This is a genomic window from Nocardioides sp. Root190, assembly GCF_001428565.1.
In the GTDB taxonomy this organism is placed as follows: Bacteria; Actinomycetota; Actinomycetes; order Propionibacteriales; family Nocardioidaceae; genus Nocardioides.
Genome location: NZ_LMIA01000008.1, coordinates 167,630 through 186,298, shown reverse-complemented (window position 1 = coordinate 186,298; position 18,669 = coordinate 167,630). Strand labels below are relative to the sequence as shown.

General features: G+C 71.3%; 15 protein-coding genes. 9 read left to right on the top strand and 6 right to left on the bottom strand.

Annotation, left to right across the window (positions count from 1 at the left end):
* Positions 1-206 precede the first annotated feature (206 nt).
* From ASE01_RS24345 to ASE01_RS07295, 4 genes are all read left to right on the top strand, one after another.
* Positions 207-1,418, top strand: a complete 1,212-nt coding sequence (locus ASE01_RS24345; protein ID WP_157537150.1) for a UbiA family prenyltransferase — start codon at positions 207-209, stop codon at positions 1,416-1,418.
* 121 nt (positions 1,419-1,539) lie between these two features.
* Positions 1,540-2,220 carry a hypothetical protein gene (locus tag ASE01_RS07305; protein WP_056749528.1) on the top strand — a complete coding sequence of 227 codons (681 nt, stop codon included), beginning with the start codon at positions 1,540-1,542 and terminating at the stop codon, positions 2,218-2,220.
* Positions 2,220-2,966, top strand: coding sequence for a phosphoglyceromutase (locus ASE01_RS07300; RefSeq protein ID WP_056749527.1), 747 nt, complete (start codon positions 2,220-2,222; stop codon positions 2,964-2,966). The genes ASE01_RS07305 and ASE01_RS07300 overlap by 1 nt, the downstream gene beginning before the upstream one ends.
* Before the next feature lie 139 nt (positions 2,967-3,105).
* Complete coding sequence (locus ASE01_RS07295; RefSeq protein WP_056749526.1) at positions 3,106-4,044, top strand: hypothetical protein; 939 nt, start codon at positions 3,106-3,108, stop codon at positions 4,042-4,044.
* A 55-nt stretch (positions 4,045-4,099) separates the two neighbouring features.
* On the opposite strand, the gene phoU is transcribed toward ASE01_RS07295, so the two are convergent.
* A complete protein-coding gene (phoU, locus tag ASE01_RS07290; protein ID WP_056749525.1) occupies positions 4,100-4,753 on the bottom strand; it encodes a phosphate signaling complex protein PhoU in 654 nt (217 codons plus the stop codon).
* Positions 4,754-4,875: 122 nt separating this feature from the next.
* Between phoU and ASE01_RS07285 the strand changes: the two genes are divergently transcribed.
* The gene (locus ASE01_RS07285) at positions 4,876-6,114 is read left to right on the top strand and encodes a sensor histidine kinase (protein WP_200958775.1); all 1,239 of its coding nucleotides are present in this window, start codon (positions 4,876-4,878) and stop codon (positions 6,112-6,114) included.
* Positions 6,111-6,788: a response regulator transcription factor gene (locus ASE01_RS07280; RefSeq protein WP_056749523.1), complete on the top strand. Its 678-nt coding sequence runs from the start codon at positions 6,111-6,113 to the stop codon at positions 6,786-6,788. Before ASE01_RS07285 ends, ASE01_RS07280 begins: the two co-directional genes overlap by 4 nt.
* Positions 6,789-6,897: 109 nt before the next feature.
* On the opposite strand, the gene ASE01_RS07275 is transcribed toward ASE01_RS07280, so the two are convergent.
* Together ASE01_RS07275 and mshA are read right to left on the bottom strand one after the other, a co-directional pair.
* Complete coding sequence (locus ASE01_RS07275) at positions 6,898-7,419, bottom strand: YbjN domain-containing protein (protein WP_056749522.1); 522 nt, start codon at positions 7,417-7,419, stop codon at positions 6,898-6,900.
* Positions 7,416-8,699: a D-inositol-3-phosphate glycosyltransferase gene (gene mshA, locus ASE01_RS07270; RefSeq protein ID WP_056749521.1), complete on the bottom strand. Its 1,284-nt coding sequence runs from the start codon at positions 8,697-8,699 to the stop codon at positions 7,416-7,418. The genes ASE01_RS07275 and mshA overlap by 4 nt, the downstream gene beginning before the upstream one ends.
* Positions 8,700-8,801: 102 nt before the next feature.
* Here mshA and ASE01_RS07265 point away from each other — a divergent pair, with 102 nt between their 5' ends.
* Positions 8,802-9,542, top strand: coding sequence for an SDR family NAD(P)-dependent oxidoreductase (locus tag ASE01_RS07265; RefSeq protein ID WP_056749520.1), 741 nt, complete (start codon positions 8,802-8,804; stop codon positions 9,540-9,542).
* 60 nt (positions 9,543-9,602) lie between these two features.
* On the opposite strand, the gene ASE01_RS07260 is transcribed toward ASE01_RS07265, so the two are convergent.
* Positions 9,603-10,292 (bottom strand): aspartate/glutamate racemase family protein, encoded by a 690-nt coding sequence (locus ASE01_RS07260; protein WP_056749519.1) that lies wholly within the window; start codon positions 10,290-10,292, stop codon positions 9,603-9,605.
* An 88-nt stretch (positions 10,293-10,380) separates the two neighbouring features.
* Between ASE01_RS07260 and typA the strand changes: the two genes are divergently transcribed.
* Positions 10,381-12,285, top strand: a complete 1,905-nt coding sequence (typA, locus tag ASE01_RS07255; protein WP_056749518.1) for a translational GTPase TypA — start codon at positions 10,381-10,383, stop codon at positions 12,283-12,285.
* Position 12,286: 1 nt separating this feature from the next.
* Here typA and ASE01_RS24800 read toward each other — a convergent pair whose 3' ends face one another.
* Complete coding sequence (locus ASE01_RS24800; protein ID WP_056749517.1) at positions 12,287-13,669, bottom strand: MFS transporter; 1,383 nt, start codon at positions 13,667-13,669, stop codon at positions 12,287-12,289.
* A 60-nt stretch (positions 13,670-13,729) separates the two neighbouring features.
* Between ASE01_RS24800 and ASE01_RS07245 the strand changes: the two genes are divergently transcribed.
* Positions 13,730-15,130: an MFS transporter gene (locus tag ASE01_RS07245; RefSeq protein ID WP_056749516.1), complete on the top strand. Its 1,401-nt coding sequence runs from the start codon at positions 13,730-13,732 to the stop codon at positions 15,128-15,130.
* On the opposite strand, the gene ASE01_RS07240 is transcribed toward ASE01_RS07245, so the two are convergent.
* Complete coding sequence (locus ASE01_RS07240) at positions 15,111-18,632, bottom strand: indolepyruvate ferredoxin oxidoreductase family protein (protein ID WP_056749515.1); 3,522 nt, start codon at positions 18,630-18,632, stop codon at positions 15,111-15,113. The two genes, ASE01_RS07245 and ASE01_RS07240, sit on opposite strands and share 20 nt — an antisense overlap.
* Positions 18,633-18,669: the final 37 nt, after the last annotated feature.

The following is an 18,669-nucleotide window of genomic DNA, read 5'->3' as shown; positions in this document are numbered from 1 at the left end:
TGCGCAGGTCAGCGCGGCATTCGGTGGCTTGACAACCCGAACGAGGTGTGATGGCGACCCCTTGCTGACCTGTGGGCCACGTCACCCGCCACAGGGGGACCGGGTGCCCCGGGGGCTCCGGTCGGGGGGCCGTGTGGGAGTGCAGGGGCACCACAGATCGGCGGGCCCGCGCACGCACCGGCCCGCTGTGGTCAATACTGCTCGCCATGGCAAAGAAGCAGCGCTGGCGGCGCAGTCGCTCTGCCGGGGAGGGAACTGTCCCGGGCGTGGACGTCGTGGAGGACGACGTCGACCCGACGCTCGCGGACGACACCGGTGTCGATGAGGACATCGAGGACGACACCACGGCCGAGGCCGACGTCGAGCCCGCTCCGGACGAGGAACTCCTCGACCCGGTCGACCCGGTCGACCCGGTCGACCCGGTCGACCCGGTCGACCCGGTCGACCCGGTCGACCCGGTCGAGCAGACCGAGCAGACCTCCGTGATCGAGGAGCTCGAGGTCGACGAGGAGATCGAGGTCGAGCTCGACCCCGATCACGAGAGCGACCTGGACCCCGACGACGAACCCGACGACTCCGACGACCTCGACGACCTCGACGACGAAGAGGACGAAGAGGACGAAGAGGACGACGAAGAGGACGAGGACGACTTCCCCGCCGCCGTACCCGCGCGCCGGGGTGGCCTGGCCGGAGCCCTGCTCGGCGGTCGGCGCCCCCAGGACGTCGCGGCGATCCAGCTCCTGCAGGCGGCGCACGCCAAGCAGGCCATCGGCACCGCCCTGGCCATGGGACTGGTGGCCGCCGTGGCCGGCCGGCCCGCCCGCGAGGCCGGCGTGGTCCTGCTGACCGTCCTGGTCGGCCAGACCATCCTCGGCTGGCACAACGACATCGTCGACCGGCAGCGCGACCAGGCGCACGGCCTGACCGGCAAGCCGCTCGCGATGGGTCGGATCAGCTCCGAGACCGTCTGGTACGCCATCATCGTGGCCACCCTGCTGCTGGTGCCGCTCGCGATCACCACCGGCATCCAGGCCGGCTGTCTCTACCTTGCCGCGGTCGCGGTCGGCATGCTCGGCAACGTCCTGCTCCGCACCGGGATCTTCTCGTGGTGGTCCTGGGCCGTGTCCTTCGCCCTCCTGCCGGCGTACCTCTCGTACGGCGGCTGGGGAGGTCAGGCGGTCGGCAGCGCTCCCGAGACCGTCATCGTCGCGCTCACCGCGCTGCTCGGCATCGGCATCCACTTCACCCGCGCGGTCTGGGGCCTGGTGGCCGATCACGAGGACGGCTGGACCTACCTGCCGCTGAAGCTGGGACTCAAGCTGGGTGCCACCCGACTCCTGGCCCTGTCGACGCTCTTCACCGTCCTGGTCGTCATCGCGCTGGCCGTGATGGGCGCCAAGGTGGGCCTCAGCCGCTGAGGGTCCACCTGGGACCGCTAGAGTGTGGCCGCTCCCGTGGCGTCCGCGCCCCGGGTGCGTCCACCCGGTTCCACCGGCCGCTCGACGGCCGACAACGACAGACCAGCGGAGGCCTGCCGACATGCCCCACCTGCGCCCGACTGCGATCCGACAGCACCTCCGCGCGAGCGCCCTGCTGCTGGCCCTGGTTCCGGCCGCCGCGACGCTCACGTCCTGCGGCTTCGACTACCCGACCGACCGGGTGAACACCATTGCCGGTGGCGAGAACAACCGCGACCACTCCGTCGACGCACTCGGCATCCGCGTGCTCGCGACCGAGAAGGGCGAGGGCCGCCTGATCGGCGCCCTCGCGAACAACCTCGACGACGCGGCGTCCCTGGACACCGTCACCTCGCCCGACGGCCGGTTCCAGGCTGCCGAGTTCGAGCCCGTCGAGGTCGAGGGCCGTGCCGGTGTCAACCTCACCAACGAGCCCGTCATCGCGCTGAGCGGCGACTTCACCGCCGGCCAGGTCCTCGCGGTGGAGCTCACCTTCAGCACCGGCGAGACCGCCAGCCTGAACGTCCCCGTCGTCAAGGCGTGCTTCCAGTACACCGACGTCCCCACCCCTGAGGCCGAGGAGAGCCCCGCCGAGGGCGAGTCGGACACCCAGGGCGAGGCTGCCGACGCCGCCGCCGAGGAAGAGGTCGACGCAGCCGAGCAGGACGAGGCCGGGCACGACGAGGCCGGGCACGACGAGGAGGGCGGCGACGCCACCTTCAACTGCGCCGACGAGGCGCCGTCCCCCGAGAGCGCCCACTGATGAGCTTCCCGCTGGTCCTGCTCCGGCACGGCGAGAGCGAGTGGAACGCCAAGAACCTCTTCACCGGCTGGGTCGACGTGGCCCTGACCGAGAAGGGTCGCGGCGAGGCGGTCCGGGGCGGCGAGCTCCTCAAGGAGTCCGGCCTGCTGCCGGACGTCGTCCACACCTCGCTCCAGCGTCGCGCGATCAACACCGCCGCGCTCGCGCTCGACGCCGCCGACCGGCACTGGATCCCCGTCCGTCGTTCGTGGCGCCTCAACGAGCGCCACTACGGCGCACTGCAGGGCAAGGACAAGAAGCAGACGCTCGCGGAGTACGGCGAGGAGCAGTTCATGCTCTGGCGGCGCTCCTTCGACGTCCCTCCCCCGCCGCTGGACGACGCCGACGAGTTCTCACAGTCGGCCGACCCCCGCTACGCCGACCTCGGTGACGAGCTGCCCCGCACGGAGTGCCTCAAGGACGTCATCGCCCGCCTGACGCCGTACTGGGACGCGGCGATCGTGCCGGACCTCCGCGCGGGACACACGGTGCTGATCGCCGCCCACGGCAACAGCCTGCGCGCGATCGTCAAGCACCTCGACCAGGTCAGCGACACCGACATCGCCGGGCTCAACATCCCCACCGGCATGCCCCTGCTCTACGAGCTGGACGAGGACACCCTCGCCCCGACGGTCCCCGGTGGTCGCTACCTCGACCCCGAGGCCGCTGCTGCCGCGGCCGCAGCCGTCGCCAACCAGGGTCGCTGACCGCTTCGCCGCTTCGGGTCGTGTGCCTGTGACCCCGGATTCCCGGGGTCTCAGGCACACGACCCGATCTGCGTGACGGGGGCTGTGGACAACCGCGACCGGACGTTCGCCGACCTCTCCGGCGGGGCACGCGGCCCGGATGCCGATCGACCTCTCCCGCCGCACCTCCTCCCTGGCCGCACAGCAGAGCGGGATGCTCGCCCGCCGTCAGCTCACTGCGCTCGGCATCGGCTGGGATCACGTCGAGCGGCAGGTCCGCGCAGGTCGCTGGGCGCTGCGCACCCCCCGCGTCGTCAGTACGACGACCGGCGAGCTCACCGTGGCCCAACGCCGCTGGCTCGGGGTCCTGCACGCCGGGCCGCGCAGTCTGCTCGGCGGGTTGAGCGCAGCCGAGCACCTCGGCCTGCGTGGCTGGGAGCGCGAGACGGTGACGGTGCTCGTCGACGACGAGCTGAGCTTCGAACCCGTCGGCGGCATCGACTTCTTCCGCTCACGCCGCCCGTTCACGCTCCTGGCCGGCGCTCGCCCCGGGATCCCGTGTGCGGCGCTGGAACCAGCAGTGCTGCTCTGGGCGGGGTACGACGCGACACTGCGCGCCGCGCACGGCGTCCTCGCGGCGACGGTTCAGCAGCGGCTGACGACGCCGGCCCGCCTCGGCCAGACCCTGGACCACCTGCGGCCGCTGCGACGTGGCGCCGGGTTCCGGGCGATGCTCGCCGACGTCGAGGGCGGGGTGCACTCGGGTGCGGAGCGCGACGTACGACGGATGTGTCGCCGCCACGACCTTCCCCTGCCGGTGCGCCAGCGGTCCCGCCTCGACAGCGCCGCTCGGCGCCGGTGGACCGATTGCGAGTGGCGGCTGGCGGACGGGCGAACCCTGGTCCTGGAAGTCGACGGCGCCTTCCACATGGAAGCCTCGCAGTGGCAGGACGACCTGCGCCGGGCGCGACGGCTCACCTCGGTGGACCGCATCGTCGTGCGCGCCACGGCCTTCGAGCTTCGTCACGAGTGCGCGGAGGTCGCTGCCGACCTGGTCGCGCTGGGGGTCGTCCCCCTCACGCTGCGGTCGTGTGCCTGAGACCCCGGGATTCCGCGGCCTCAGGCACACGACCCCGAAGCGACATGCGCAACCGTCAGGCGGCGGGAGCCGGGTTGTGGCCGGTGACCACGAAGATCACGCGGTTGGCGACCGACACGGCGTGGTCGGCGATGCGCTCGTAGTAGCGGCCGAGCAGGGCGATGTCGACCGCTGCCTCGACGCCGTGGTTCCAGTCGTCGCCGAGGAGCTCGGTGAAGCTCGTACGACGCAGCTGGTCCATCTCCTCGTCGTCACGGCCCAGGGCGATGGCGGCCTCGACGTCGCGACCCGCGATCACGTCGGTGACGCGGGCGACCATGTCCTCGGCGACCGTGGCCATCCGCTCCATCGTCGGGCGGATCTCGTCGGGCACGGCGATGTCCGGCACCCGCAGGCGGGCGACCTTGGCGACGTGGACGGACAGGTCGCCCATCCGCTCGAGCTCGGCGACCATCCGCAGCGCGGCGACGATGGTGCGCAGGTCGCCGGCGACGGGCTGCTGCAGGGAGAGCAGGTTGAAGGCGTTGTCCTCGACGGCCTCACGGGCCCGGTCGATCAGGACGTCGTCGCTGATCACCTGCTCGGCCAGCGCGGAGTCGCCGGTGAGCAGGGCAGCCGTGGCCAGGCCGACGGCGGTCTGGACCCGGCGGCTGATCCCGGCGAGGTCGTCGAAGATCGCATCGAGCTGGTCGGTGTACGCATCACGCATGGATCCGAGAGTACGGAGCCGAGGTGACCGGAGAGCGGTGCCCGGTGAACGCAGGATGAACATCGCGAAGCCCGGCTTCGGCGATTCCGGGACCGAGACGCGCGTCGCCGTACGATCACAGTGTGGAACCGACGACGCAAGCCTTCCTGGCTGCGCTCCTCGGCGCCCTCGTTGCGGGTGGCGCCATGCTGGCATGGCACCTCAGCGACCGCCAGCAGGGCCGCTACACCCAGCCCGAGGAACCCATCCTGCCTCCCGGCGTCGCCGCCGTCCTGTCCGTGCTGCGCAGCAGCGCCGTGGTGGTCGACGAGTCCGACGTGGTGCTCAAGGCCTCGGCACCGGCCTTCGCGATGGGCTTCGTCCGCGGCTCGACGCTGCTCTCCGAGGAGCTCGGCGACCTGATCCGCCAGGTGCGTCGTGACGGCCAGATCCGCGAGACCGAGCTGATCGTCCCCCGCTCGAGCGGCAGCCCGCGCCACGTCACCGCCCGCGTCGCCCCGCTCGGCTCCCGGCTGGTGCTGGCCCTGGTCGAGGACCGCACCCGTGAGCGCCAGCTCGACGCCGTACGACGTGACTTCGTCGCCAACGTGAGCCATGAGCTCAAGACCCCGATCGGCGCGATCCGGCTGCTCTCCGAGGCCGTCCAGGACGCCTCCGACGACCCGGCCGCCGTCTACCGCTTCGCCTCGCGCATGCTCACCGAGAGCGACCGGCTCTCCCGTCTGATCCAGCAGATCATCGAGCTCTCCCGCCTCCAGGGCGACGAGCCGCTCGAGTCCCCCACACCCGTCTCGATCGACGACGTGGTGGCCTCGGCCGTCGACTTCGTCGACATGAACGCCGGCGCGAAGGACATCACCCTGATCGCCGAGGGCGAGGAGGGACTGAAGGTGCTCGGCAGCGAGAAGCAGGTCGGCGCCGCGGTCTCCAACCTCGTCGCGAACGCCGTGGCCTACTCGGAGCCCAACTCCCGCGTGGTGGTCACCCGCAAGCGGGTCGGGACCACTGTCGAGATCTCGGTGATCGACCAGGGCATCGGCATCCCCGAGGCCGAGGTCGAGCGCATCTTCGAGCGGTTCTACCGCGTCGACCCGGCCCGGCACCGTTCGACCGGCGGGACCGGACTGGGCCTGTCCATCGTCAAGCACGTCGCCGCCACCCACGGCGGCGAGGTGCGGGTCTGGTCCGTCGAGGGCCAGGGATCGACGTTCACGATCTCGCTGCCCCAGCACCCTCTCCATCACGAGGGGTCGGCCTTCCAGGGGCTGGCCTCCCTCGCCTCCGGCGCCGACTCGGCCAGGCACCGCCCCGATCCCACGAACATCCAGCACGACCAGGAAGACCAGGAGGAACGCCCGTGACACGGGTTCTCGTCGTCGAAGACGAAGAAAGCTACAGCGACGCCCTTGCCTACCTACTCCGCAAGGAGGGGTTCGAGGTGGCGATCGCGGCTGACGGCAACGATGCGCTCAAGGAGTTCGACCGCAACGGCGCCGACATCGTGCTGCTCGACCTGATGCTGCCGGGCATCCCGGGAACCGAGGTGTGCCGCACCATCCGGCAGACCTCCAACGTCCCGGTCATCATGGTCAGCGCCAAGGACGACGAGGTCGACAAGGTCGTCGGCCTCGAGCTCGGTGCCGACGACTACGTCACCAAGCCGTACTCCCCCCGCGAACTGGTCGCCCGGATCCGCGCCGTCCTGCGCCGCGGCATCGGCGACGAGCTGCTCCCCGACACGCTCGAGGCCGGTCCGGTGCGGATGGACGTCGAGCGTCACGTGGTGACCGTCGACGGCGTCGAGCAGCGGCTCCCGCTCAAGGAGTTCGAGCTCCTCGAGATGTTCCTGCGCAACCCGGGCCGGGTCTTGACCCGCGGTCAGCTGATCGACCGGGTCTGGGGATCGGACTACGTCGGCGACACCAAGACCCTCGACGTGCACGTGAAGCGGCTGCGCGCCAAGCTCGAGCCCGAGCCCAGCGAGCCGAAGTACCTCGTGACGGTTCGCGGCCTCGGCTACAAGCTGGAGGTCTGAACGCGTCTCGACACCGGGTACGACGGTCCACCGGGGCCAGCGGTCTCGAGACGGTCGCTGCGCGACCTCCTCGACCAGCGCGAGCACCAGGGCCGGCTGCCGACACCGATCACTCGGTCGGGGAGGGATCGGCTTCCAGCCAGCCGCGGAACGCATCGAGGTTGGCGGTCGACTCGCCCCGCTCGATGCGCCAGGCCCATTCCTTGCGGATCGAGGACTCGAAGCCGAGCTCGAGAATCGTGTTGAAGGACGAGTCGGCATAGCTGAGCACCGACCCGAACAGGCGGTCGAGGTCGTCGGTCGTGACCGAGGACAGCGGCAGCCGGGCGTCGAGGTAGATGTCGCCGTGGTGGTCGATGCCGAACGCGACGGCGTACATCTTCATGTTGCGCTCGAGGAGCCAGCGGTAGACCCGCTCGAACTCCTCGTCGGGGCGGCGGCACACGAACGCGTGCACGCCCAGCGAGTGCGGCCCGAGGTCGACCCGCACGGGCGTCTGGAGCTTCTTCTCGCCGGGGAGCGCGAAGGTGAAGACCCCCTCGGCCGTCTCCTCGAACTCGAGCTCGTTGGCCTCCAGCCAGGCGCGTACGACGGCCCCCGGTCCTGTCGGCGAGGCTCCGGTGTCGGTCACGACAGTGCTCCCGCTTCCTTGCGCATCAGCGACCGTGCGCGTTCGTAGACGGCGAGGGTCTGGGCGGCGGTGGCCTCCCAGGAGAACTGCTCGGCCTGGACCAGCGCGCCCGCGGCGAGGCGGTCGCGCAGGGCCGGGTCCGTGACGACCCGCTCGAGGGCACTCGCCCACTCGCTCGGGTCGTGGGTGTCGAGGAGGAGTCCGCTGCGACCGTCGCGGACCACGGTCGTCAGTCCGCCGACAGCCGCGGCGACCACGGGCGCGCCGCTGGCCTGGGCCTCCGCAGCCACCAGGCCGAAGGACTCGTTGTAGGAGGGCACGGCGACCAGGGTGGCCGAGGAGTACCAGCCGGCGAGCTGGTCCTGGGGCACCGGCGGCACGAAACGGACGACGTCGTCGATGCGGAGCTCAGCCGCGAGGTTGGCGAGCGCGGTGGGGCGCTCCAGGCCGCTGCCCGACGGGCCGCCGACGACGGGGACGACCAGCCTGCCGCGCAGGTCGGGGCGGCGGTTCACGAGCTCGGCGACCGCGCGCAGCAGCACGTCGGGGGCCTTGAGCGGCTGGATCCGGCCGGCGAAGAGGAGCACGAGCGCGTCCTGCGGCAGGTCCCGCTCGCGACGGGCACGGGCCCGGTCCTGGGCCGAGAGTGGGCGGAACACCTCGGTGTCCACGCCGGGGTGCACGACCTCGACGCGACCCGGGTCGGCGTCGTACAGGTTGATCAGCTGCTTGGCCTCGAGGTCGGTGTTGGCGAGGAGTACGTCGGCGGCCTCGACCACCTGCTCCTCGCCGATCTCGCGGGCCAGCGGCTCGGGGGTGTCGCCCTCGGCGAGCGCGGCGTTCTTGACCTTGGCCATGGTGTGCATCGAGTGGACCAGCGGCACGCCCCAGCGGTCGCGGGCAAGGGCCCCGACCTGCCCGGAGAGCCAGTAGTGCGAGTGCACGATGTCGAAGTGGCCGGCCGGGTGGGCGGCCTCGGTGCGCAGCACGTCACGGGCGAAGACGCACAGCTGACCGGGCAGCTGCTCCTTGCTGAGCCCCTCGAACGGGCCGGCGTGCACGTGGTGGACCGTCACGCCGTCCTCGGTGTGCACCACGGGGTCCAGGGAGGAGCTGGTGGCCCGGGTGAAGACGTCGACCTCGATGCCGCGGGCGACCAGCCGACGGGCCACCTCGAGGACGTAGACGTTCATCCCGCCGGCGTCGCCGGTGCCCGGCTGGTCGAGCGGGGACGTGTGCAGGCTGACCATGGCGACCCGCCCGATCGCAGTCTCCTCCATGCCACCTCCTGGCGTCGTGAACGTCCGGAGACGCGCGCGCCCCGGCGATCGCCTCAACCCTCCCAGTGTGCCCGGCATTCCCTTGCAGCAAGAATGGTGGTCATGGCCTCCCCCCTCGCCGTCGTCACCGGAGCTTCCAGCGGCATCGGCGCCGCCACTGCCCGTCACCTCGCCCGCGCGGGGTACGAGGTCGTCTGTGCCGCTCGGCGTACCGACCGGATCGAGGCGCTGGCCGCCGAGATCGGCGGTCGTGCGGTGCCGTGCGACGTCACCGACGCCGACTCGGTCGCCGCTCTCGCCGCTGCCGTCGGGCCCCGCCTGGACGTGCTCGTCAACAACGCCGGTGGCGCGTTCGGTCTCTCGCCCGTAGCGGAGGCGGACCCCGACGAGTGGCGCCGGATGTACGACGTCAACGTGATCGGACTGATGCAGGTGACCCGGGCGCTGCTCCCCGCCCTGGTGGCCAGCGGCGCCGGGGTGATCGTCAACGTCGGCTCGACCGCCGGTCGGCTGACCTACGAGGGCGGCGCGGGCTACACCGCCGCCAAGCACGGCACCAGGGCCGTCACCCAGACGCTGCGCCTGGAGCTGTTCGACCAGCCGGTGCGGATCAGCGAGGTGGCGCCCGGCATGGTCCGGACCGACGAGTTCTCGCTGGTGCGCTTCGAGGGTGACCAGGAGCGGGCGGACGCGGTCTACGCCGGCGTGCCGGACCCGCTGGTCGCCGACGACGTCGCGGATGCGATCACCTGGGTCGCGACGCGACCGCCGCACGTGAACATCGACGAGCTGGTCATCAAGCCGCGGGCCCAGGCGGCCCAGCACAAGGTCCACCGCATCTGACCCGCCGGGGCCGGGGGCGCCTGACAGGCCCGGAGACAGGCCCGGGAGTCCGACCGGGGCTCAGGCCAGGGCGCGGTCGAGCGCCGCCGCGACGTGCAGGCTGGTGCACCCGAAGACGGGGATCTCGGAGTCGGCCTGGCGGATGAGGAGCTCCAGCTCGGAGCACCCGAGGATCACGCCGCCGGCGCCGGCGTCCCACAGCTCGCTGATCACGCCGACGACCGAGCGGCGGGAGTCGTCGAGGACCTTCCCGTGCACGAGCTCGTCGTAGATGATCCGGTTGAGCTCGTCGTGGTGGCCGGCATCGGGCACCAGGACCTCCAGGCCGTGGCTGGCGATCCGGTCGGTGAAGAACGTGCGCGACATCGCGAACCGGGTGCCCAGGAGGGCGACGGACTCCACGCCCTGCTCCTTGCAGGACTCCGCGACGACGTCGCCGAGATGCAGCAGCGGGATCGAGACGGCGTCCTGGACCTGGTCGGCGACGCGGTGGAAGGTCGTGGTGCAGAGCATCAGGAAGTCGGCGCCGGCACGCTCGACGGACTCCGCCGCGCCACGCAGGATGGTGGCCACACCGTCCCAGTCCTCGGCGTCGCCGAGGGCGGTGACCTCCGCGAAGTCGACCGACGCCAGGACGGTCTTGGCTGAGTGGAAGCCACCCAGGCTCTTCTCCACGCCCTGGTTCAGGGCCACGTAGTAGGCCGCGCTGCTCTCCCAGGACATACCGCCGATGAGGCCGATCGTCTGCATGGGCCGAGTCTAGATGAGCAAGTCCACGGGGTCGCACGCTGCGCGAGGATGCGAGTCGAGAGGTCCGCCCCGAGTAGGCTGGACCCTCGTGTCCCAGACTCGTCGTTCCGATCTCCGCAATGTCGCCATCGTCGCCCACGTCGACCATGGCAAGACGACCCTCGTCGACGCGATGCTCCACCAGGCCGGCGCCTTCAGTGCGCACCAGGCCGAGGGTGTTGCCGATCGCGTGATGGACTCGGGTGACCTCGAGCGCGAGAAGGGCATCACGATCCTCGCGAAGAACACCGCGGTGCACTACCGCGGTCCTTCCGCCCAGGAGATGGCCAATGGCGACATGGTCATCAACATCATCGACACCCCCGGTCACGCCGACTTCGGTGGCGAGGTCGAGCGCGGCCTGTCGATGGTCGACGGCATCGTGCTGCTGGTCGACGCCTCCGAGGGTCCGCTGCCGCAGACCCGCTTCGTGCTGCGCAAGGCGCTCAACGCCGACATGCCGGTGATCCTGGTCGTCAACAAGACCGACCGCGGCGACGCACGCATCGACGAGGTCGTCGACGAGACGTACGAGCTCTTCATGGACCTGCTCGACGAGACCCACGCCCAGGACGCCCTGGACTTCCCCGTCGTGTTCGCCTCCGGCAAGGCCGGCATCGCCTCGCTGACCAAGCCCGAGAACGGCACGCTGCCCGAGGGCAGCGACCTCGAGCCGCTGTTCCGCACGATCCTCGAGAACATCCCCGCCCCCGTGTACGACGAGGGCGCGCCCCTCCAGGCGCACGTGACCAACCTCGACGCCTCGCCGTTCCTGGGTCGTCTGGCGCTGCTCCGCATCAAGCAGGGCACCCTGAAGAAGGGCCAGACGGTCGCCTGGATCCAGCGCGACGGTGCGATCAAGAACGTCAAGATCACCGAGCTCCTCATCACCGAGGGCCTCGAGCGCAAGCCCGGCGAGAAGGCCGGCCCCGGCGACATCGTCGCCGTCGCGGGCATCCCGGACATCACCATCGGCGAGACCCTGGCCGACCCGGAGAACCCGATCGCGCTGCCGCTCATCCACGTCGACGAGCCGGCCATCTCGATGACCATCGGCACCAACACGTCCCCGCTGGTCGGCAAGGGCGGCAAGGGCCACAAGGTCACCGCCCGCCTGGTCAAGGACCGCCTCGACGCCGAGCTCATCGGCAACGTGTCGCTCCGCGTCCTGCCGACCGAGCGTCCCGACGCCTGGGAGGTGCAGGGCCGCGGCGAGCTGGCGCTGGCCATCCTCGTCGAGCAGATGCGTCGCGAGGGCTACGAGCTCACCGTCGGCAAGCCGCAGGTGGTCACCAAGGAGGTCAACGGCAAGGTCCACGAGCCGTTCGAGCGCCTGACCATCGACGCCCCCGAGGAGTTCCTCGGCACGATCACCGAGCTGCTGGCCGGCCGCAAGGGCCGCATGGAGGGCATGACCAACCACGGCACCGGCTGGGTCCGGATGGAGTTCGTCGTCCCGGCCCGTGGCCTGATCGGCTTCCGCACCGAGTTCCTCACCGATACCCGCGGTACCGGCATCGCGCACTCGATCTCCGAGGGCTACTTCCCGTGGGCCGGCGAGATCCGCTCGCGCCAGTCGGGCTCGCTGGTCGCCGACCGTGCGGGTGCCACGACGGCGTACGCCATGACGTCGCTGCAGGAGCGGGGCACGATGTTCCTCGACCCCGCCACCGAGGTCTACGAGGGCATGATTGTCGGCGAGAACTCCCGCGCCGACGACATGGACGTCAACATCACCAAGGAGAAGCAGCAGACCAACATCCGGTCCGCCACCTCCGACAACTTCGAGAAGCTCATCCCGCCGAAGAAGCTGTCCCTCGAGCAGTGCCTGGAGTTCTGCCGCGAGGACGAGTGCGTGGAGATCACCCCGGAGACGGTCCGGATCCGCAAGGTCGTGCTCTCGGCCAACGAGCGCGCCAAGGTCACCAGCCGCGCCAAGAAGGCCAACAAGTAGTTCAGGACGAGGTCTCGGCCGCTTCGGCGGCCGGGACCTCCTTGATTTTGCCGGGCGTCCCGGCCTCCCGGGCCGCTGCTGCCGCCCGGCGCATCTCGGGCGCCAGCACGAGCAGGCTGAGCAGCGGCAGCACCGCCAGCACGATCAGGCTGCCGGACTCGTCGACGAACTCGCTGAGCCCACCGACGACGGCGGAGCCGATCGAGCCGCCGGTCATGAAGACCAGGGTCGCGATGCCGAGGGCGACACCACGCACGTGGTCGTCGACCGCTGCCCCGACCGCCGCGCCCAGCGCCGGCTGACCGATCCCGAAGGCGGCGCACACCACCAACAGGGACAGCGCGAGCAGGGTCGGGTTCGCCAGCTCGGCGCCCAGGGCACAGATCAGCATCGCCACGGACGCCACCGCAGCGGCGATCCCGATCGCCCGGACCGGGCCGAAGGCGGCGATCACGGCGCCCGCGATCCGGGGCAGGACGACCGACAGCGCCACGCTCGGAAGCAGCAGCAGGCCGACCTGGTAGGGCTCCCAGCCGTGGTCCAGCAGGACGGCCGGCATCGCGATCAGCGAGGCGAACCAGGCCGCCGGCAGCGACGCCGCGGACAACGCGCTGCGCACGACCGTCTGGTTGCGCACCACGTCGAGCGGCAGGAAGCCGTCGGGGCGGCGGCGTGTCCAGAAGGTCACGGCCGGGATCCCGGTCAGCAGCAGGACCGCGCCGGTCACGGCGATCACCGCCCCCGTCGACGGGGACTGGATGAGCAGCACGGCGCCCGCTGCGGTCAACGCGACCAGCACGGCACCGAAGATGTCGAGCGCGGCTCCGGTGCCCTCGGCCGTCAGCGCCTTCCAGATGAACGGCACGACGAGCAGGGCGAGGACGGGCAGCGCGAGCACCGCCCGCCAGCCGAAGCCCGCCTCGACCAGGCCTCCCGCGAGCGGGCCGAGCGAGGTGACGGCCGCGGCCATCGCGGCCAGGCGTCCGAGGGCCAGACCGCGGATCTCGCCGTCGTACCGGGCGCTCACGGCGACCACCCCGAGGGTGGGTACGGCGGCGGCACCCGCGCCCTGGATCAGGCGCGCCACGAGGAGGACGTCGAAGGTGGGCGCAAAGGCCGCGATCAGCGCGCCTGCCGTCATCAGGGAGATTCCGATGACGAGGGGGATCCTGATGCCGATGAGGTCGGCGAGGCGACCGTAGGTCGCGGTGGTGACGGCGAGCGCGAGGATGTAGACGGTGATCGTCCACGTCGCAGCTCCGGTGGAGACCTCCAGATCGGCGCCCAGGAGCGGCACGGCGATCGCAGCAGAAGCAGAGCCCATGCCGGTCAGACCGAAGAGCAGGCCCAGCAGCAGCGAGATCCGACGCGAGTCATTGGGCACCCGGCCACAACGCTCGGGGCCGCCGGGGTATTCCCCGCAGCCACCGTCAGACTGTGGGGCGTGACAGCGAACGGACACCGACGCGACGGCTGGCTCTTCGCGACGCTCGCCGCCGTCACCGTGGTCACCGCGATCGTCAGCAGCCTCGGCGCGCCCCTGGTCCCCAGCATCGCCGCCGACCACGGCGTCTCGCTGGCCACCGCCCAGTGGGCCCTGACCTCGACCCTCATCGCCGCGGCCGCCGCCACGCCTGCGCTCGGCCGCTGGGGCAGCGGCCGACTGCGGCGCCCCGTCGTCCTCAGTGGCCTCGGCGTCGTACTCCTCGGATGCCTGCTCGCCGCCGTCGCCGAACAGGTCTCCGGGATGGGTGTCCTGATCGCGGGTCGGGCGCTCCAGGGTGTGGGCCTCGCGATTCCGCCGCTCGCCCTGGCCGTGGCCCGCGACGCGTGGTCCGGTGAGCGACTGGTGAGCCGCCTCTCGCTGCTGTCCGTCGCCACCGTCGCGGGTGCCGGGCTCGGCTATCCCGTGGCCGGCGTGCTCGCCGAGGTCTCGGGCGTCGCCGGCGCCTACCTCGCCGGTGCCGCCATGGTGACGATCGCCCTCGCGCTCGGGTGGCGCCACCTGCCCCACGACGCCGAGGGTGAGCCCCAGGCCGTCGACCTGTGGGGCGTGGGACTGGTCGGGCTCGGTCTGGTCGGCGCGCTCCTCGCGGTCAGCCAGGGCTCCGCCTGGGGCTGGACGTCGGCGCCGGTCCTGGGCCTGGCCGGCGGTGGCGTCGCCCTCCTGCTGTGGTGGGGCGCACGCAGCATCCGGCTGACCCGCCGCGGCCGCCAACCCCTCGTGGACCTCGTGCTCGCCGCCCGACCGGCTCTCCTGCGCATCCATCTGTTCACCGTGATGATCGCGACGGCGATGTACACCCTGTTGACGCTGGTCGTGCTCCTCGTGCGGGGCAACGGCGACGCCGGTTGGGGCCTGGACCGCGGCGCGACGTCCGCCGGTCTCGTGCTGGTGCCCTACGCACTCCTCAGCATCGCAGGCAGCCGGGTCGCGCTGCGGATCGCGCGCCGTTCCGGTCCACGCGTGCTGCTCCCCCTCGGTGGCGCGGTGTTCGCCTCCTCGCTCGTGCTGCTCGCCCTCGCCCACGGCACCTTCTGGCAGGCACTGGTGGTGATGGCGATCGGCGGGATCGGCAGTGGCTTCACCTTCTCCTCGCTGCCGATGCTGATGGTCCCGCACGTGCCGCGGTCCGAGACCGGCAGCGCCCTGGGCTTCAACCAGCTGATGCGCTACACCGGTTTCGCCATCGGCTCGGCGATCACCATCGCCCTGGTGGAGGCGTACGGCGGCGACGAAGCCGCCTTCCGCTGGACCGCCCTCACGCTGGCGGCGCTGTGTCTCGCGTCCGCCGTCGCCGTGACCACCGGTGGGAGCGAGCGGGTCAGCCGCCAACGGACGTGACCACACCCTCGAGGTGCGGCGTCAGCCCGAGCAGTGTCGCGCGCTGGCGCACCGCGTCGGCGTACTCCTCCACGTTGGCGAGCTTGACCTCCTCATAGCCTCGTACGCCGTCAGCGAGCTCGAGCAGCGCGACGAGCTCGTCACGACCCACCCGATCCACCGCGGCACCGGCTGAGCGGGCCAGCGAGACGTAGTGCTCGACGAGCGCGCGCTCCACGCGGCGCACCCGGCCGATCCCGAAGACGTCGAGCCGCGTGCCCCGCAGGAACTTCAGCCACGCCAGGAGCGCGAAGGCGGGGCGGAACCACGGACCGACGACGATCTTGCGGTCGATGCCGAGTGCCTTGAGGATCGGCGGGTGGAGGTAGAAGGACACCTTGGCGCCGACCCCGAACTCCTCCTCGACCCGCTCCCGGGCGGACTCGAGCAGGTGCAGGCGGGACACCTCGTACTCGTCCTTGTAGGCCATCAGCCGGTGGGCCTGGAAGGCGACGGCCTCGGTGAGCCGGCCGACCTCGCCGTGCTGCCCGAGCTCGTCCTGGGCCACCTGCTGCACCAGCTCGACGTAGCGCTTCGCGAGACGCTCGGACTGGAAGGCCACGAGCTCGGGCACCCGGACCTCGAGCAGGTCACGCGTCCGGGAGCCGGCCGGCAGCGCATCGATCGCCGAGGCCAGCTCGGGCGAGATGGTCGCCGCGGGCACGTGCCTCTTCGCCTGCACGAGTGCAGCGACCGTCTCCGGCTCGGCGACGGCGGCACGGCCCCAGCGGAAGGCATTGATGTTGGCCTCGGCCGCGGCGCCGTTGGCGCGCAACGCCGCCTCGATCGAGGCAGCCGAGATCGGGAGCGCACCGGCCTGGAAGGCCGCACCGACGAGCACTGTGTTGGTCATCAGGTGGTTGCCGAAGATCGCCTCGGCGATCGCGTTCGGGTCGACGGCGACGTTGTCCGCGGCGCGTGACACCTCGCCGAGCTCGGCGAGCAGCAGACCGGCGTCGGGGTAGGCGATGCTCGGGTCGACCGCCATGTCGGCAGTCGGCGTGATCGAGGTCGACGCCACGATGACGGTGCGACCGGGCGAGGCGAGGGCGACGTTCCTGGGCGCCATCGAGGTCAGCAGGTCGAAGGCGAGGAACAGGTCGGTCTCGCCCTCGGCGATCTGCGCCGCGGGCTCGGCGGACGGGTCGGTGAAGACCTGCAGCTGGGAGACGACGGGGCCGGCCTTCTGGCTGGACCCGGTCAGGTCGAGGTTGCGGACCAGCTTGCCGTCGATCGCGGCCGCGGTCGCGAGCACCTGGCTCATCGTGACGACGCCGGTGCCCCCGATCCCGGTCATGGCGATGTTGAAGCGCTGCTGGTCGACGAGCTGCGGCGGCTCGGGGACGGCCGGCGCCTCGGCGACGTCGCGCTTGCGGCGTACGGCGTCCTTGGTCTCGACCTTGAGGAAGGACGGGCAGTTGCCGTCGGCGCAGGAGTAGTCGAAGTTGCAGGACGACTGGTGGATCGTGGTCTTGCGGCCGAACTCGGTCTCGAGGGGCTGCACCGAGAGGCACTGGGACTTGGCGTTGCAGTCGCCGCAGCCCTCGCACACCCGCTCGTTGACGCCGATGCGCTGGGTGGGGGTGGCCATCTGCTTGCGCTTGCGCAGTCGCCTCTTCTCGGCAGCGCAGTACTGGTCGTGCAGCAACACCGTCACACCGGGGACGGTGGCGAGCACCTCCTGGGCCTCGATCAGCCGGTCGCGGTGCCACACGTCGACGCCCGGCGCGAGCCTGACCCGGCGGTACTTCTTCGGGTCGTCGGTGGTGATGATCGTGCGTCGCACGCCCTCGGCCTCGAACAGCTTGGTGAGGGCGGGGACGCTCATGCCACCAGCGACCTCCTGCCCGCCGGTCATGCCGACGGCGCTGTTGTAGAGCAGCTTGTAGGTGATGTTGACGTCGGCCGCGACCGCCGAGCGCAGGGCCAGGCTCGCGCTGTGGTGGAAGGTGCCGTCGCCGACGTTCTGGAAGATGTGCGGGGTCGCGGTGAACGGCGCCATCCCCACCCACTGCGAGCCCTCGCCGCCCATCTGCGTGTAGCCCGCCATCTCGCCGTACTCCTCGCGCGGCACGACGAGCTCCAGGATGTGGCAGCCGATGCCGGCAGCCACGGTCGCGCCCTCCGGCGCGATGAGCGAGCGGTTGTGGGGGCAGCCGGAGCAGAAGAACGGCTTGCGCGAGGTGACCAGCGGGAGCATGGTCCGCGGCCGGACCACCTCGGGGAGCAGGACGTCGGGACCGAGCAGGTCCCGCAGCACCGGACCCACGCGGCGGGTGAGGATGTCGCTGGTGAGGGCGCCGTGCTCGGGCAGCACGGAGCGACCGTCGGGACCTCGCTTGCCGATGACCTGGGGGGCGTCGGCCCGGCCGTACAAGGACTCCTTGATGAACCGCTCGAGCAGGGGCTTCTTCTCCTCCACGACGACCACGTGCGCCAGGCCGTCGGCGAACTCCTGCCACTCGCCGTCGCTGACCGGCCACAGCGCGCCGACCCGCTTGAGTCGCACACCGAGCCGGTGGAGCACGGTCTCGTCGAGACCCATCTCCGCGAGCGACTTGAGGAGGTCGTAGTACGTCTTGCCTGCCGCCACGATGCCGACCCGGGCGCCCTGCGGGTCCACGGTGATCGGGTTGAGCCGGTTGAGCCGGATGTACTCCTCGGCGATGGTCCTGCGCTCCTCGACGAGGTCGCGCTCGGCCTCCCGCATCGGTCCGCCCGGGGTGTTGACCCGCAGCACCGGCTGGAACGGCTGACCGTCGCTGCCGGCCACGTCCGGACGCACGAACGTCAGCCGGTCGGGATCGACGTCGGCCGAACCGGAGGCGTCAGCGGTCTCGGTGACCATCTTGAAGCCGATCCACAGTCCGCTGAGGCGCGAGAGCTCGTAGCCGTGCGCGCCGAGGTCGAGGATCTCCTGCACGTTGCCGGGGAACAGCAGCGGCATCCCCCAGTCGATGAACATGCCGTTGCTGTCGGTCGGGAAGTTCGTCGACGCCGCATCGGGGTCGTCGCCCGCGACGACGAGGACGCCGCCGTGGCGACCCGCCCCCCGGATGTTGCCGTGCCGCAGCGCGTCGGCCGCCCGGTCCACGCCCGGCGCCTTGCCGAACCACATCCCGAACACACCGTCGACCGTCGCGCCCGGCAGCTCGGTCACCGTCTGCGCACCCCACAGCGCGGTGGCCGCGAGCTCCTCGTTGAGCCCGGGACGGTGGACCACCCGGTGCTCGGTGAGCAGTGCGGACTGCTTGGCCATCTCACCGTCGACACCACCCAGCGGCGACCCCGGATAGCCCGAGACCAGTCCCCCGGTGTCGAGCCCGTGCGCGACATCACGGCGTCGCTGGTCGAGCAGGATCCGGACCAGTGCCTGGATGGCCGTCAGGTACGTCTGGTCCTGCTGGCTCCCGAAGCGGTCCGCCAGGGTGAATTGTCCCTCCGGGCGGCTGGTGAGCGTCATCGTCGGACCTTTCTGGGTGGTTGAGGGCGCGCTCGTC